This is a genomic window from Chitinophaga jiangningensis, assembly GCF_900142605.1.
Taxonomy (GTDB): Bacteria; Bacteroidota; Bacteroidia; order Chitinophagales; family Chitinophagaceae; genus Chitinophaga; species Chitinophaga jiangningensis.
In genome coordinates this window covers 1-16834 of the sequence record NZ_FRBL01000004.1, presented here as the reverse complement: position 1 = coordinate 16834, position 16834 = coordinate 1, and the positions used below count along the sequence as shown (strand labels likewise).

At 49.2% G+C, this 16834-nt stretch carries 11 protein-coding genes; 5 read left to right on the top strand and 6 right to left on the bottom strand.

Annotated features, from left to right (window positions below; translation table 11 throughout):
- The first annotated feature begins 145 nt into the window (after positions 1-145).
- The 4 genes from BUB18_RS10375 to BUB18_RS10360 are packed head-to-tail and all read left to right on the top strand — an operon-like array spanning position 146 to position 6053.
- Entirely contained in the window at positions 146-3535 is a 3390-nt protein-coding gene (locus tag BUB18_RS10375) for a response regulator (protein ID WP_073080526.1), read from the top strand.
- A gap of 7 nt (positions 3536-3542) precedes the next feature.
- Positions 3543-4364 carry a CheR family methyltransferase gene (locus BUB18_RS10370; RefSeq protein WP_073080524.1) on the top strand — a complete coding sequence of 274 codons (822 nt, stop codon included), beginning with the start codon at positions 3543-3545 and terminating at the stop codon, positions 4362-4364.
- 3 nt (positions 4365-4367) lie between these two features.
- Entirely contained in the window at positions 4368-4943 is a 576-nt protein-coding gene (locus tag BUB18_RS10365; RefSeq protein ID WP_245805647.1) for a chemotaxis protein CheB, read from the top strand.
- Positions 4944-4955: 12 nt separating this feature from the next.
- On the top strand, positions 4956-6053 hold the full coding sequence (locus BUB18_RS10360) for a hybrid sensor histidine kinase/response regulator (RefSeq protein WP_073080523.1): 1098 nt from the start codon (positions 4956-4958) through the stop codon (positions 6051-6053).
- Positions 6054-6066: 13 nt separating this feature from the next.
- Here the strand turns inward: BUB18_RS10360 and BUB18_RS10355 are convergent, their stop codons facing one another.
- Together BUB18_RS10355 and BUB18_RS10350 are read right to left on the bottom strand one after the other, a co-directional pair.
- Positions 6067-6915, bottom strand: coding sequence for a hypothetical protein (locus BUB18_RS10355; RefSeq protein WP_073080521.1), 849 nt, complete (start codon positions 6913-6915; stop codon positions 6067-6069).
- A 28-nt stretch (positions 6916-6943) separates the two neighbouring features.
- Positions 6944-7744, bottom strand: coding sequence for an alpha/beta fold hydrolase (locus BUB18_RS10350; protein ID WP_073080520.1), 801 nt, complete (start codon positions 7742-7744; stop codon positions 6944-6946).
- 196 nt (positions 7745-7940) lie between these two features.
- Between BUB18_RS10350 and BUB18_RS10345 the strand changes: the two genes are divergently transcribed.
- Entirely contained in the window at positions 7941-8588 is a 648-nt protein-coding gene (locus tag BUB18_RS10345) for an HAD family hydrolase (RefSeq protein ID WP_073080518.1), read from the top strand.
- A gap of 133 nt (positions 8589-8721) precedes the next feature.
- Here the strand turns inward: BUB18_RS10345 and BUB18_RS10340 are convergent, their stop codons facing one another.
- The 4 genes from BUB18_RS10340 to BUB18_RS10325 all read right to left on the bottom strand — a co-directional run bounded on the left by BUB18_RS10340 (position 8722) and on the right by BUB18_RS10325 (position 16567).
- Positions 8722-10560: an alkaline phosphatase gene (locus BUB18_RS10340; protein WP_073080516.1), complete on the bottom strand. Its 1839-nt coding sequence runs from the start codon at positions 10558-10560 to the stop codon at positions 8722-8724.
- A 113-nt stretch (positions 10561-10673) separates the two neighbouring features.
- Positions 10674-12188, bottom strand: a complete 1515-nt coding sequence (locus BUB18_RS10335; protein ID WP_073080514.1) for a RagB/SusD family nutrient uptake outer membrane protein — start codon at positions 12186-12188, stop codon at positions 10674-10676.
- A 17-nt stretch (positions 12189-12205) separates the two neighbouring features.
- Complete coding sequence (locus BUB18_RS10330; RefSeq protein ID WP_083549721.1) at positions 12206-15607, bottom strand: SusC/RagA family TonB-linked outer membrane protein; 3402 nt, start codon at positions 15605-15607, stop codon at positions 12206-12208.
- A 33-nt stretch (positions 15608-15640) separates the two neighbouring features.
- The gene (locus BUB18_RS10325) at positions 15641-16567 is read right to left on the bottom strand and encodes a FecR family protein (RefSeq protein WP_073080510.1); all 927 of its coding nucleotides are present in this window, start codon (positions 16565-16567) and stop codon (positions 15641-15643) included.
- Between the last annotated feature and the right edge of the window lie 267 nt (positions 16568-16834).

Here is a 16834-nt window from a genome sequence, read left to right as displayed (position 1 = left end):
ATAAAAATATTTGGAACGCTCGATAATATTACTTGTCAAAATCATTGAATATGAACAAGTTTTGATATTTTTAACTAAATTATAGAATAAAATTGATTGCAGGTATTTCAGCCGCTTTTTTCGATCACATATTTTTAGTCAGACTATGAAGTTTTCATTGGTAAACCGGTTGTACGCGGGATTTGCTCTGGTCGTGATCCTGGTTGTACTGGGTGGCATCCTCACTATTAGGTCATTCCAGAAACAGAAGCACGAGTCTGCCTGGGTACAGCATACCTATAAAGTGTTGAACCAGCTGGAAAGGATAAACCGGCTGGTGGTAGATATGGAAGCCTCCCGGCGTGGATTCCGCGCCACATTCGAGCGCAAATATCTACAACCCTATGAGTTGAATCTCCCTAAAATTACACCGGCCGTAACCACGCTTCGCAGTATGGTGGCCGATAACCAAGCGGAAGAACGGCGGGTAGATAGTCTGGAAAACGCCATCAACGCCATTTTGAGCTACTGGAACGAAAATGATCACCGCATCTGGAAACAGACATTTGCAGAAAATGTGGAGCTGACAGATAGGGAAGTTGACCTGATGGATAAGATCCGCACTAATATTATTAATATACGTACAGAAGAACAGCGGCTGCTCGTACTGAGGGAAAATGAAAATGAGGAGTCGGCAGACAGGTCGATGGTGGTACTGATATGGAATAACTTCTTCATACTGGTAGTGGGTTTCATTCTTATTGTAGTTACCTATAAAGAGTTTAAACGCAGGTTGAGGGCGCAACGGATACTTAACGACAAGCTGGATGAGGTAGTGGAACTGAATAACCAGGCTAACCAACGAAACTGGAAACTGGTAGGGATGGATCAGATGAATGCCAGCCTGCAGGGGATCTTAAACGTTTCCTCGCTGTCACAAAAGTGCCTGAAGGAACTGGTGGAATATGGTAACTATGTAGCCGGCGCCTTTTATATTACAGATGAAAATAAGGGAAATCTTCGTTTAGCCGCCGGCGTTGCAGTGCCTGCCGGTATACCGCAAACGCTTGTGCCCGGTGAGGGCCTCACCGGCCAGGCCGCCCTGGAAAAAAAGATAAAAGTGATTGAAGATATCCCGGGCCACTACTGGAAAATCAAATCTGCCACCGGTGAAACCTCTCCGGCGCAATTGATCCTGGTGCCATTGTGGATGGACAGCGAAATCGCCGGCGTGATAGAACTGGCATCTTTCCATAAAACCTCAAAGGTACAACTGGAACTACTGGAAACACAGGCGAAGGATATTGCTGTGGCCCTCAATGCCGCCAGCAGCCGGGATAAGGTAATGGAACTGCTCAAACAGGTGCAGGAACATAAGGAAATCCTCATCAACCAGCAGGAAGAACTCCGGCAGAGCAATGAAGAATTAAGCCGCCAGTCAGAGGTATTACAGGCTTCCGAAGAAGAACTCCGCGTACAGGAAGAAGAGCTGCGGCAGGTAAACGCGGAAATGACCGTGAAAAATAAAGCGCTGGAAGCCGCCAGGGAAGCACTTTCGCTAAAAGCCTCCGAACTGGAAGCCAGCAACCGTTATAAAACGGACTTCCTCGCCAATATGTCCCACGAACTCCGGACGCCACTCAACAGTGTGCTGATCCTGGCCAAAATGCTGGAAGAGAACAAGGATAACAACCTCACCGCGCGCCAACGGGAATACGCTACCATTATTCATCGCTCCGGTTCAGAACTGCTCACCCTCATCAATGATATCCTCGACCTGTCGAAAATTGAAGCGGGTAAAATCGATATCAATATAGATGAGGTGCGGGTGAAGGAAATGCAGAATGACATCGATGACCTGTTTAAAATAGTAGCACAACAAAAAAATATTCACTTCATACAGAATACCAGCGCCGATGTACCGGAAAAAGTGCCTACAGACAAGCAACGCCTGGAACAGGTGATCCGCAACCTCTTGTCCAATGCCTTTAAGTTTACACCAGAACATGGCACCGTAAAGGTGGAATGGTATATCAAAGAAGCGAGCCTTTGCGTGAGCGTGATTGACACAGGCATGGGGATTCCGGAAGATAAGCAGCAGCTGATCTTTGAAGCCTTTCAGCAAGCCGATAGCAGTACCAGCCGTAAGTTTGGTGGTACAGGGCTCGGGCTTTCCATCTCCCGCTATCTGATGAAAATGATGAACGGGCAAATACTCCTGGAAAGCAGCTCTCCCGAAGGAAGTACGTTTACCATCAGCATCCCGCTGGAACCAACTCACCAGCCATTCCGGCCCATTGTAGAAAGTATTCCCGCCAAAGAACAGGTGCAGGAGCCCGTGGATGCCACCCCGGACGACGATCGCGCCAACATTGGCCAACAAGATAAACTCATTCTCATCGTAGAAGACGATAAGTGGTTCGCGGATCTGTTAAAAGAGGTGTCGAGAAATAAAGGTTTTAAAACCATTGTAGCCCATAACGGGCAGGAAGGGCTCTACCTGGCCCGCAAGTTCAGGCCGGTAGCCATTATCCTGGATATGAACCTGCCGGTGATCGATGGAGAGAGTATACTGCAGATCATACGCAGCACGGATGATCTCAAAGATATACTCGTACATGTGGTAACCGCAGGGGAATTATCTCCTCATACCGCCAATAACGTAAATGGATACACGCAGAAACCCATTCAGCAGCCCGACATGGAAAAGATTTTTGGAGATATTAATGCCCAGCTCTATGAACGGCTGAAAAAAGTTCTGATCATTGCCGCAGGCCCACTGGCGGGAGATCCACACATCCGCTCCAAAACAGAAGAACGGCGGCTGGAAACGCAGTACGACCAGGTTAGCTCTATTGCGGAAGCCAGACCCTACCTCGCTGCCCAAAAATATGATGGGGTAATTGTGGAATTAGGGGGAGATACCAGCGCCGCCGTGGCAGAACTGCAAGACCTGGCCACACTTACCGCTGCCTCCAACACCCCGGTAATCGCCTACCTCGATAAGGATATCAGTCCTGCCGAAGAGGCGCAGCTGAAAAAGCACGCCTCCGCTATCGTGCGCAGCGCCGCCCTGGCAACAGACCGCCTCCTCGATGAATTGGAGTTGTTTTTGTATAAGCTGGAAAAAGTAGATCCTGCAAACGTGGAAACACTCAAAGAGCTGAAGGACACCGAAAACATCATGGAAGGCAAAACCATCCTGCTGGCAGATGATGATATGCGAAACGTGTTTTCCATCAGCGCACTCCTGGAAGCACAGGGCGTAAGCGTGCTGGCTGCCTCCGATGGCCAGGAAGCACTGGATGTACTCCGGCAACACCCCGATACCCACCTCGTGCTGATGGATATTATGATGCCGGGCATGAACGGCTACGAAGCCATGAAACAAATAAGACAGGATAAACGATTTACCCGGCTGCCGATTATCGCACTCACCGCCAAAGCAATGGCGGACGACCGGCAGAAATCAATAGACGCCGGGGCTTCTGATTATATTACCAAACCCGTGGATGGTAGTAAATTATTGTCGCTCATCCGGGTGTGGTTGTCATAAATAATATATGGTAGAAGAAATCAGTAATACAGAACTCCAGGAGCTGATCTATATCATCCAGCATCAGTACGGTTACGACTTCAATGACTACGCAAAGGCATCACTGAAGAGAAGATTCGTACGGTTTATGGGACATGCCAGCGTGGATACACTGGTGGAATTGAAGACGCGGCTGCAAACAGAACCGGCATTTTTTAAACGGATGGTGGAATACATTACCGTGAATGTGACGGAAATGTTTCGTGATCCGGGCTTTTATAAATTATTGAGAGAAGAAGTGTTACCCCGGCTGGCCACCTACCCGATCATTAAAATATGGCACGCAGGCTGCGCTACCGGTGAAGAAGTATACTCCATGGCCATACTGCTCCAGGAAGCAGGCTTGCTGGAACGCAGCCGTTTATACGCCACCGATATGAACGCCGCCAACCTCGAAAAAGCTAACACCGGCATCGTGCCCATGAAGTGGATGAAAGATTATACACACAATTATATTCAATCGGGAGGAAGGCATGACTTTTCCGATTATTATACTGCACGGTATGATAATGCGATCATTCATCCATCGCTGCGAAAAAACATCATCTTCTTTCAGCATAACCTGGTAACCGACCAGGTATTTAACGAGTTTCAGCTAATATGCTGCAGAAACGTATTTATCTATTTCAATCGCCCATTGCAGGAAAAAGTAGTGTCGCTGTTTTACGACAGCCTTGCCACCAGAGGCTACCTGGCACTGGGTATGAAAGAGTCCATGTTATTCAGCAAAGAGCGGAAGAAGTTTGAAGTAGTGAACGGTCCGTATAAAATTTTCAGACGTAAATTATAATACTTGAAGCCTGCAACCGGATTTGATATTATTGCCATTGGTGGCTCCGCCGGCAGCCTGCCCGTAATGGGCAGGCTGGTCAGGGAATTGCCGCGGGATATGAAAGTACCCGTTATACTGGTGTTGCATCGGCTCAAGAACGTACATAGTGAGTTAAACAAGCTGATGTCGACCGACAGGCCTATCATAGAGCCGGAAGACAAAGAGCAGGTGAAGCCAGGCTGTATTTACCTCGCACCGCAAAACTACCACCTGCTGGTAGAGCCGGATGGTACCTTTTCACTGGACTATTCCGAGCTGGTGCACTACAGCCGGCCGGCGATAGATGAAACATTTTTTAGTATAGCCGCCACCTATGGCAAACGCGCGCTGGGCATCCTCCTCAGTGGTGCCAACAGCGATGGTGCCGCCGGATTACTGCGCATCGTGAAAAACGGTGGTACCGGCATCGCCCAGGACCCGGAAGAAGCAGAATTCGATATTATGCCACTCGCAGCCATAGAACTTTCCAATAAGATAGACGTTATGCGGTCAGATGAAATGACAACCTATATAAGAACTACATACAACAACAAGTAAATTGACAACTAAATGTTAGAACCTTCCAAAAAAATGACGATCCTGCTCGTGGACGATAAACAGGAAAACCTGTTGTCGCTCGAAGACATGCTGCAGGCTCCCAACAGGGTATTTCTGAAGGCACTATCGGGCAATGAGGCACTTAAGCTTACCCTGAAAAACCCTGATATAGGGCTCATTATGCTGGATGTACAAATGGGAGATATGGATGGTTACGAAGTGGCACGGCTCCTGAAAAGCAACCCAAAAACCAAGGACATCTCCATCATTTTTGTAACCGCGATCAACAAGGAAGAGCAATATGTACTAAAAGGATTTGAAGAAGGTGCAGTGGATTACCTGGCCAAGCCACTGGACGTAGATATTACCCGGGCAAAAGTCAGCGTTTTTGAAAAACTGTACTTCTACCAGGAAGAGCTGAAAAATGCACTGGCGGATAAAGATAAAATCAATAAGCAGCTGGAACGCTTTATGTTTGTGGTGGCGCATGACCTGAAATCCCCGCTGAACGGGGCTATTGGCCTGCTCAATGTCATCGCGGAAGATGAGCGCATCAAGAATGAACCAGACCTGGGGGAATACATGCAGATCGTACTCACGGCTACCAACCACCTCACGGAAATGATTACCAGTGTGCTCGACTATACCCGCAAGATTGAGGAGGAACAACCCAAAGAGCCGGTAGAAGTAGGGCAGATGCTCCGTAATATGGTAAAACTCCTGTTCCTGCCGGCTAACGTATCGGTGGTATACGATACGGAGTTTCCTACCATTACCACTACGCGACTCAAACTGCAACAGGTATTTCAGAACCTGGTCACCAACGCAATAAAGCACAACGATAAAGCAAACGTAGACATTCATATTGGTGCGGCGGAATCAGAAAAAGAGGGGTATATACAGTTTTATGTACAGGACAACGGCCCTGGTGTGTCGCAGCGGGATACCGATCGTATTTTCCGTTTATTTGAAAAAGGTGATGGTGCTACAGGAACCGGTATCGGACTGAATATTTTCAAAATGCTGGTAGAGGAACAGGGAGGTAAGGTATGGGTAGAATCCAATCCTGGCGTGGGTAGTAAGTTCTTTTTTGAATGGAGTAGGCAATAGCAGGCACGCGCCGTTACACGGCTTCGAAAATCCATAATCTTCCGCTTACCTGCTGGGATGAAACAGGCATACAGATGACGTTGTATTTTTTTTCTGTTGGGTAATCGAACTTCCATTCCCAGTTGGTGATCACATTGGCTGGGGAGGAAAACAACTGCATGGCTTCCTGGTAAATTTCTTCCGCATTGGTGGCCCTGCTGCGCAGCTGCATCATGGCATCCGAAAGGATGGCGGGCAGCTGCTCGCCGGCACCGGAGAGCTCCAGCAGTTCAGCTGCCGGCTGATTTACCCATCCGGAATATCCATCATTGTTGATGAAAATAATGGCATGCGGCATTGCGTGCATGATCGCGGAAAAGCGGGCGGCTACACGCTGAAAGTGGCTGTGCTGCTGACTGTGGGTAATGATTTCCTTCAGGCGTATGCGCATCGTTTCAATGCATTCCTGGAAGGCGGCGGTCATTTCCACGGGTTCGCTCCATCCCAGCAGAATCATGCTGTTAGCAGGTTCTGTGTGAAGAGGAATAATGACGGAGGAGGAAAAAGCCTGCAGGAGGTCTTTCAGTACGTTGTGATTGGGTGGTGGAATGGCAGGCCAGTAAATCGTTTTAAAGGCATTGGAGTAGAGCATTTTTTTGATGGGCTCCGGGTCCAGCACCATGTCTTCCAGGTATTCCGGATAGGCATTTTTCACTCTGGCGGTAAACTCATCCTGGAATTCGATTTGCAGCGTAATATTGGCATGCAGCAATGTTCTCAGCAGGTTAATACTGAAGGTGAGAAATGATCCGATATGCTTCTCCTTATCCCAGCGGCTTGTTTGATTTATAAAACTCAGCGCTTTACTGTCCCAACTTGTCACACCTATAGGTTGAACGGGTGATAAATAATTATAAAAATGTTTTAATGGCACTGACCACCTCTTGTGGTGCGCTCATATGCGGGAAATGCCCGGTGGTTTGTACTTTGATCCTGGTACTATTAGGGATGCGGGCTTCCATATATTCGCTTACTGCTCCCGGAACGGCAATATCGTCAGCTGTCTGCAGGATCAGTACCGGGATTTTCACGTGTTGCAGGGCGTCTCGGTGATCCAGCTGAAAAATACTACGTGCTACAGCAATGGCAATATCTGCTCTGATAGCGGTAAGGCTGGCGGCAAATCCGGCTGCCAGTTCCGGCCGTTGGGGCTGATTCATGGCAAGGGCAGAAAATCCGCTGGCCCAGGCGTGGTAGTTTGACTCCATGGCCGCATATAGATCGTTGAGTGACTGCTGATTGAATCCGCCTATGTAGTCCTGCTCCTCATCATTGAGGTAGCGTGGACTGGAGCCGATCATGATCAGCCGCTCAAATATACCGGGATATTGCAGGCTGGTCAGCAGCCCGATCATGCCGCTTACACTGTGCCCTACAAAAGTAACGTTGGTAAGTCCCAGCTCCTGGATGATATCAGCTATGTCTTTCACATAGCCGTCTGTGGTGGCATACCGGTTAAAGCTAAATGCTGCGATGTCCGACTTGCCGCCACCAACATTATCATAAAGGACTATCTTATAATCATCTGTGAAGGCGGTAACTACCTCCTTAAAAGAAGTCTGGTCAATTCCGAATCCATGGCCGAAAACGAGTGTCTGTGGGGCGTCAGGATTTCCAATGATATGAATATTATTCTTCCGGGCGATGGCCATAATGATTATTTTTCGAGAGCCTTCCTTATAATCTGTCGTTCCAAATATAACGAATAAACGCTTACTTTGCGCCAGAAAAAAACCGCGCCTGTTGCAGCAGACACGGTCAAATGATTCATACAATTGCTTGTATGCATTTAGTTAACACTAAAATCAGTCTAATATACATTTTTTTATCGTAGAACACAACGGCAGCATGGCTTTTATTTTTGACATGAACGGAACCATGATCAATGACATGGAATACCACCTGGACGGCTGGTTTGATATGCTTAATAAACTGGGGGCTAACATGACCCGCGAGCAGGTGAGGGGGCATATGTACGGCAAAAATGAGGAACTCCTGGAAAGGATTTTCGGTAAAGGGCACTTCACCCCGGAGGAGATGGCAACTTATGCCCGCCGTAAGGAGGAGATTTACCAGGCGGCGTTCCGCCCTCACTTACAGCTGATTGCAGGCCTGCCGGCATTCCTGGAAAAGGCCACCGCGCAACAAATTCCCATGGCTATCGGCACCGCCGCTGATAAGTTTAATGTGGACTATGTACTGGATAACCTGGACCTGCGGCACTATTTCAAAGCCATCATCGGCGCTGAAGATGTAAGCAGCAGCAAACCCAATCCGGAAGTTTTCCTGAAAGCAGCGGAAGCACTGGGCGTGCCAGCTGCCAACTGCATTGTATTTGAGGATGCCCCTAAGGGCGTGGAAGCGGCTGCCAACGCGGGAATGAAGGCGGTGGCTATCACGAGCATGCATACACGTGATGAATTTGATCAATATGACAATATCATAGCGTTTGTGGACGATTATAATGATCCGGTACTGGCGCAGTTATTCAGCTAATAGCCCATGCAGGCCCCACCGCGCGCAGCGCGGAACCTACCCAATGACACCGAAGGTGTCATTCATGATCTTAGATGAATGATGCCTTCGGTATTAGGAGCGGGTTCCGTGCCGGGTGGGTAAATAACTACAGCTACAGCCTAAAACACTTCAATATCTTCCCAAAAACCTCCGTATTCTCATACACTCCGCCAAACAACCCCGAATTAGGCCCGTAGGCAAACACCATCACCGGAATACCCGTATGATCATTGGTGGCGAAATTACCCCGCAGCCAACCCTGCTTAATATCTCCATCCATCAGGGACAATCCCCCGGTTTCATGATCTGCGGTCACAATAACAGTAGTCTCTTTTTGCTGATCTGCAAATTGCAGGGCTTCACCCACCGCCTCATCAAAATCCAACATCTCGCGGACCAGGTATTCCAGGTTGTTATAATGGCCGCCATGGTCGATCCGGGAGCCCTCCACCATCAGGAAAAAGCCTTTTTTGTTTTGGCCAAGCTGCTGTAAAGTCTTTTTCAGGGCCACTTTGAGGTAATCCCCGCGGCCCTCCTGCATGGAGTTCACCACTTTATCCGACAGTATTACCAGCGTTCTGCCCTTGGTAAGTGGGTCCCACTGATCCAGCTGGTCAATAACCGTTACGCCGGCTTTGCTTAATTCCTGCTGTAAGCTGCTTCCCTGTATGGTTTCCAGGGCCTCCTTTCCGCCGCCTGCGGCCAGCTGTAATTTGCTGCCGATCAGTTGGTGCAGGAGCAGACGTGTGCTATCCCGGTCGGACGTATGACCATAGAAAGATGCGGGTGTAGCCCCGGTAATTTCCTCGGTTACCAGCACGCCACTCTGTATGCCGGCTTTCGCCAGCTTCTCAGGAAGAGAAGAGATCGCCACATAGGTATTGTCCATCCCTATCTCCCGGTTATTGGTTTTACTGCCTGTGGCCAGGGCAGTACCACCGGCAGCAGAATCAGTATGGTAGTTATCGGTGGACTGGGTTTTGGATAGGCCCAGTTGCTTCATCCGGAATATATTCAGGTCGCCGCGATTGGCTGTATAACCGGCGTATAGCTGCGCCAGCCCGGTACCATCGCCAATCATCAGGATCACATTTTTTGATTTCAATTTTGTGGCATCGGAAACATACGTAGGCGTATACACGCTGTGTACCGGAGTGTTTGCACTGTAGCTTTTGCTGGTATGCTGCATCACTTCATACAGTTCCACCGGGTGATCCGAGCCAATTACATCCACTCCCAGGTCCATCAGTTTATAATAGGTACTCTTACTACTGGCTGCCCCCCAGAACCGGAAAGGCTTGCCCATGGCATGTACAGCGGCAATCTGCTTTTCGATGGCTTTTTGCTCTGCAGGCACCAGGGTCCCCTTCCCGTTCCAGCGGGTAAATTTTCCCATGTCCGTACTGATAAGGGCTACCCGTTCCAGGGCCGCTGCATTGTAAGTGCTGTCGGGCCTGCCGTCAAAATAAAACAACGGATCATACTGCTGCCAGGTATCCGCTGCCGGTACATTTCCGGATAATATTATCTGAACCGCATTCGGGTTAATGCGACTGTCGAAGTATTTTTTATAAGGCTGTATCTCCTGCTGTAAAACAGCCAGGGTAGGGGCTCCTGCAGATTTCAGGTCTATCAGCAGGCGCATGGGCGCACCATCCGCATAGGGCTTGCCCCCGTTCAGCTCAAACTGCCGCGCGATCGGTTGCAGGTACAACGCTTCCAATGTGCGGGCTTCGCTGATATCTTTCTTGTCGTGGGCTACATATAAACGCCCGTTTTGCAAATGGACATCTGCTTCAATATAACCGAAACCTAAACTGGCAGCGGCGTAAAAGGGCATAGTTCGTTCGTAGTCGTTGTGGGAATGTGCCTGTGACATCGTATGCAGTTTCGTTTGTGCATAGAGGTTAGTAGCAATAATGCAGGCAGGCAGGAAGCAGAATTTTTTCATTGTGTTGAAATTACAAAATACCTTTTCAGGAGGAAGGGAGTGCCTTTGGCACTCCCTTCCTCCTTTCTTTTCTGTCGCCGTAGGCGACAGAAAAGAAAGGTCAATATCAAAAATTACCAGCCCTGGTTCTGGGTAATCACCCCACCGCTGGCATCAATTTCACGTTGCGGCACCGGCCATACGTGCATCACCGCCGGATCAAACTTACGGGCTGGCCATATCACCTTCACCGGATCTACGCCATGCAAAGGCTTTGCATAAGCCGCCTGTGCATCTCCCCAGCGTACCAAATCGAAATGACGATCCGCCCACTCACCGGCCAGCTCACATCTTCTTTCATGCTTCAGATTAGCCATGGTAGCACCGCTGATAGGTTTCAGCCCCGCTCTTTGACGTACGAGATTGATTTCATTATCGCCGCTCTTGCCCTGCATAATCATCGCTTCGGCTTTGATCAGCAGTATTTCCGCATAACGGAGCAGTGGCGGATTAAGCGCGGTAACGGGATGGTCGCCATTCGGGCTCAGGTAAGTGCCCACCGGGTTTTCGTAACCAAATGGTTCCATGTACTTGCGGAACTGGTAACCGCTGGTGCTGTTGGTGCTGCTATAGGTACGGGTTTCTCCAAAATACCTGAACTGATCACCAGGCTGCAGAATAGTAGCAGGCAAACGCAGGTCGCCCGCTTCATATTCCTCTACCAGCTCACGGGTAGGCATATAATACCCCCAGCCGTTGTACTTACCCCAGCCGGTATTTTCCAGCATTACGCCAGGAAGTATGCTTCCCCAGCCACTGGTGCCGGCAGGCGTGCTGTACGCACTCCAGATATATTCTCCTGTCCAGTTGTTGGCAATGGTAAATACATCCGCAAAATTTTTGAGCAGGGAGTGCTTGCCACTTAGTATCACTGAATCTGCGTAAGCAGCTGCATTCACATAATCTTTTTTATAGAGATATGTTTTTGCCAGGTAGGCCAGCGCCGCGGTTCGGTGTGCATGCCCGTAATCAGCAGCGGAGTAGGTGGAGAAATCCGGTAACAGCGCCGCAGCCTTTTTCAGATCGGAAATTACGGTATCATAATTTTCTGTTACGTTCTTCGCACGCGGTACCACCACACCGGGTGTAGGGTTGTACTTGCTGATGATTGGAACACCGGCGCGGTTATCACCGTAGAGATACGACAACTGGTAGTACATCAGTCCGCTGAGGAAGTAAGCCTCACCCAGGTAACGCTGCTTCAGCTTTTCGTCCATCGTGATAGCCGGCACTTTGCTGAGGATATCATTGGCACGTTTGATCACCAGGTAGCGGAGTGACCACTGACCTTCTGTATAACTACCGCCAATAAACGAAGAGTTGAAGTTCTTGATGTTTTCAGCTTCCGGCTTACCACGACCCACCACCATATCATCGGAGGCGTCAATAAACCAGAAGGCGCCACGGCCATAAAAGTTTTCATCGTCAAATGGTGCATACATGGCGTTCACACCACTGGTGGCATCCTTTGCCGTTTTCCAGAAGTTATTGAGCGAAGGAGAGCCTTCCGGTGCTACATCCAGCTTGCTGTTGCAGGCGCTGATGGCTAATCCTGCAAATATAGAGAAGGTATAAACTATCTTTTTCATCCTGTTTTGCTTAAGTATTAGAAATTCACACTGAGTCCTGCAATGAAGCCACGTGCCTGCGGATAGCGCCCCAGGTCAATGCCGTAGGTATCAGTGCCCACCTCAGGGTCCATGCCTGAATATTTGGTGAAAGTGAAGAGGTTGTTACCGGTCACGAATACACGCAGTTTACTGATATGCATCCTGCCTGCCATGTTTGCCGGCAGCGTATAACCGAGGGTTACACTTTTGATGCGCAGGTAAGAGCCGTCTTCCAGGTACCAGTCGGAAGTAGTACCGAAGTTGCCGTTAGGGTCAGAGATAGAGACTCTTGGAATATCCGTGTTAGTATTCGTTGGCGTCCAGGCATTTTTTACATCTGCCAGCAGGTTGTAACCCTGGCCGGTTACCAGTGGTGCAAGGCCGGTATACTTCAGTGCATTAAACACTTTGTTGCCCTGCACGCCCTGCAGGAACAGGTTGAAGTCAAATCCCCTGTAACTGCCGTTGAACGTAAAGCCGTAGGTGAACTTAGGATATGGTGTGCCCATAAACTGACGGTCGGAGTTGTTGATCTTACCGTCGTTGTTGGCATCAATAAATTTCATGTCACCTGGTTTTGCATTTGGCTGGATCTTGCTGGTAACGCCGGTTTTAGCATCCGTCCAGGTGTAGTTGTCGATTTCCTGCTGCGTCTGGAACAGGCCTGCACTTTTTACAAGGTAGTAGGAATACAGCGGGTGACCTACTTCTACACGGATAGGCGTGATAGAACTACGGATATTGATATCGGAAGTACTCAGTACCTGGTCGCCCATACCTAACGACAGCAGTTTGTTGTTAACGGTAGCCAGGTTCGCACCTATGCTATACTGGAAATCACTGCCTTCTTTACTGTTGAAAGTAATCCCCAGTTCAATACCGTTATCTCTTACATTACCCACATTCATCCAGGCACCATTTTGCACACCATCGGTACTCAGTGCCTGTTTCTGGCGGAGCATCTTGTTAGTTTTCTTGATGAAGTAATCCCCAATCAGGTAAATACGGTTATCGAGCAGGCCGAGGTCGATACCGATATTGGTTTGTTCTGATTCCGCCCAGGTAAGATCAGGATTGGCGATGGTTTGTTCGTAATACGCGCGGCCAATACCCGGTTTTGCTCCAAAGTATACGCTGGTACGGCCTAGCAGCGGGCTAACGGCGCCCACCGGCAGGGAGGATAAGTTACCCAGCAAACCATAGCTGCCTCTTAATTTCAGGTAGCTCAGTACATGGTCTATTTCCAGGTCTTTGATAAACTGTTCGCTGGTGAGTACATAGCCGGCAGATACTGAATAGTAATTCTGATAGCGGTGACTCGGCGCTACTAAGGAGCTGCCATCACGTCTCCCTAAAACAGAAAAAAGATATTTGGAATTATAGTCATAGTTGATACGACCAAAGAATGATTGTGTGGCTAGCAGATCCCTGCCACCATTGAAGCCATTCGGGTCCACTGCATCTCCGTTTTGCGGATAGCGGAACTCCGGACGCTCGTCGCCGTAGTTGTTGACCAGCAGGTTGAAATAATCCCGCTGGATGCGCTGGTAGCTGAAACCGCCCACCACGTTGAGGTGGTGCGCCTTCAACTGTTTGTTATAAGTCAGCGTTTGTTCTGCCAGCAGATCGTTGGAATTACTGTTGGATAAATACAGGTTGTTGAAGTCGAATTTCTTGCCGATTTCCAGTACGCGGCTAGTAAAGTTTTTCTCGTTGTCAAACACTTTGTTGATGGAGAGATTAGACCGGAAGGTCAGGTTAGCCGGCAGTTTTATCTCTACATACGGGTTGATCAGGAGAAAGCTTTTCGGGTGTTTCTGATCGAGGCGCTGGAGGTAGGCTACCGGGTTGATCACATCACCGTAACCACCGGCCCATTGGGCAGGCAGGCCGCTGAAACTGCCATCCGGCTGGTAAGGCGCAACGCTGGGGGTGTATTGTAACGCCGTCAGGATAGCGCCGGTATAGGCACTGGTGGTATTGGCACCATTACCATTCGTATAGGCGTAGCTGATATTTTCGCCTACCTTGAGCCAGTCGTTGAGCTGGTGGTCAGAGTTAAGGCGGAAGTTATAACGTTCGCTGAAAGTATTGATAAGAATCCCGTCCTGCTTGCGGTAACCGAAGCCCATAAAGTATTTCGACTTATCATTACCGCCGCTCATATCCAGGTTATATTCCTGCAGTTTGGCAGACCGGGTGATTTCGTCCATCCAGTTGGTGCGGGTGATGGCGCCATCCGGATTTTTGGTGGCATCGTAAGCGGGATTACGTGTTTTGCCTGCATTATCATATGCCTGGTTCATCACATCGTTGAACTCGGCCGCATTGAGCACATCCAGCGTTTTGTAGGCGCTTTGAACACCGAGTTTCGCATCCGCGTTTACGGACATCTTGCCGGATTTACCTTTCTTGGTAGTGATGAGGATCACCCCGCCGGAAGCGCGTGCGCCGTAAATAGCAGCGGCGGCATCTTTCAAAACAGAAATGGACTCGATGTCTGCCGGGTTCACCAGGCCATCATAGATGGTGCCATCCACTACGTACAGTGGGTTTTCACCGTTGATACCGCCGGTACCGCGGATATATACTTTAGGGGGCGACATCGGATCACCGCCCTGGTTTTGTACCTGTACGCCGGGCGCCTTGCCCTGCATGGCTTCTTCCACGCTGCTAACAGAGCGGGAACTCAGTTTATCCAGCTTTACATCTGTGATGGCGCCGGAAATCTTATTACGGGACTGGCTACCATATCCCACCACCAATACCTGCCCTAGTTCACGGCTGGTGGTGTTGAGCGTGATTTGCAGCGGAGTGCCGGTGAATACTATTTCCTGTTGTTTATAACCCACCATACTGATGGTAAGTACAGCTTCCCCGTTTACAGGGGCATTAAAGGAGAAGTTACCGTTAGCATCGGTAATGGCGCCTTTGTTGCTGCCTTTGAGCTGTACAACGGCGCCTGGCAATGGGCCGGAGGCATCCGTTACTTTGCCGCTGATCTTTTTTTCCTGTTGCAGGGCGCTGGTCATGCCGGGGTTGGCATTGGCCGGAAAGATGACAATGGTGTTTTGGCGTTCTTCGTACTTCAAACCAGTGCTGAGCAGCAGGTCGGAAAGTATAGCCGCCACCGTTTCGTTTTTCCAGGTATGTGGTGTTACCTGTAAGTTGGCCAGGGCGCGGTTATCATAGGAGATCCGCACGCCTGCTTTTTTTTCCAGGGATACAATGGCCTGGGTAAGAGAACCTTTTTTTACATCCATGCCCGGCACTACATGCTCTAATGCCTGGCTGAATGCGGAGAAGCTTTCTGTGAAAGGAACAGCGGCCAGCAGTAGTACAAGCAGGGGCTTCATCCTTCGCGGATGTTTCAGGTGATGTCGCAATGTTGGTTGCATAATGTATAGTGTTAAATATGAATGGTCTGATGATTACTGTACCACATACTTTTTATGGTCCGTGGTATTGAATTTTATTTTTGGTGAGATGATAATCCTGCTAATGATATCGAGCTTATTTTGCAGGGTCATGCTTTGGTTGAAGTTCACACTAAGCCGGCAGGCATCGATATTGGCTTTCGTTTCAAAGGCCACTCCATGGTAGTTCTCCAGTTCCCACAGTACCTGTTGCAGTGGTACGTCATGCATTACTAAATCGCCGCTGGTCCAGCTCTGGATGCTGGTACTGTCGATATAGCTCATCATGGCCATTTGCGGGGTTACAATGAGTTGCTGGGATGCCTGTAATATGCCCAGTACCTGTTCTTTTTCTGTTACCTGCACTTTACCCGTAGCTACGGCAATGCGTGCCGGCTGGCCTTTTACATGGGTTACGGCGAAGGCGGTGCCCAGTACTTTTACTTTTATATCTGCTGCTTCCACGAGGAAAGGCGACTGACTATTTTGTGCTACGTCGAAATAGCCATGGCCGGTGATCCGCACGGTGCGGTGGCTGTTAAAGTCGGCAGGGTATTCCAGTCTGGAAGATGCGTTTAGCCATACCTGTGAGCCATCTGGCAGTTTTACTTTTTTCACTTCCTGTTTTCGGGTGGAGATGCTATTCCAGGCGGTGGCAGTGGTGTTTACGTTCCCTGTTTTCCACCACCAGGCAACGGCAATCAGTGGCAGCAGCGCCGCTGCGGCTGCCCAGCGCTTCCAGTAAATGTTACGGGAAGCGGGCGCCTGATGTATGTTGTTAAGTATTTTTTGTTTGACGGTGGCCTGCATGTCTGCCGGTAAACCGGCCGATTGCTGCGTTTGCATACGGTCCAGCCATGCCATCAGCAGCAGCACCTCCTCCGGGGAGCATTTGCCGGCACGGTACCGGGCCATTAACTGGTAAATCTCTTCTCTTTCCAATTGAAACGATTTGTTAGTTCGTATATATGTCACATGTGGAAAGGGAAGTAACTATCGGGAGGCGGGGCTTAACAATTTGGTAATAATGGGCTTCTTTTCGCAGTAAAGCGTAAGGATGGTAAGCTGGTAATGCTAAGGCGCCTTCGGCACCAGTAGGGCGATCTTTTTTGCACGCAAAGATTCTGTGTTTATAAACAAGAATAAAATTATTAAATTTGTGTTTTAAGGCGGCATAAGCCAGCCTGCTTAGAGAGTTGTACTAGTACA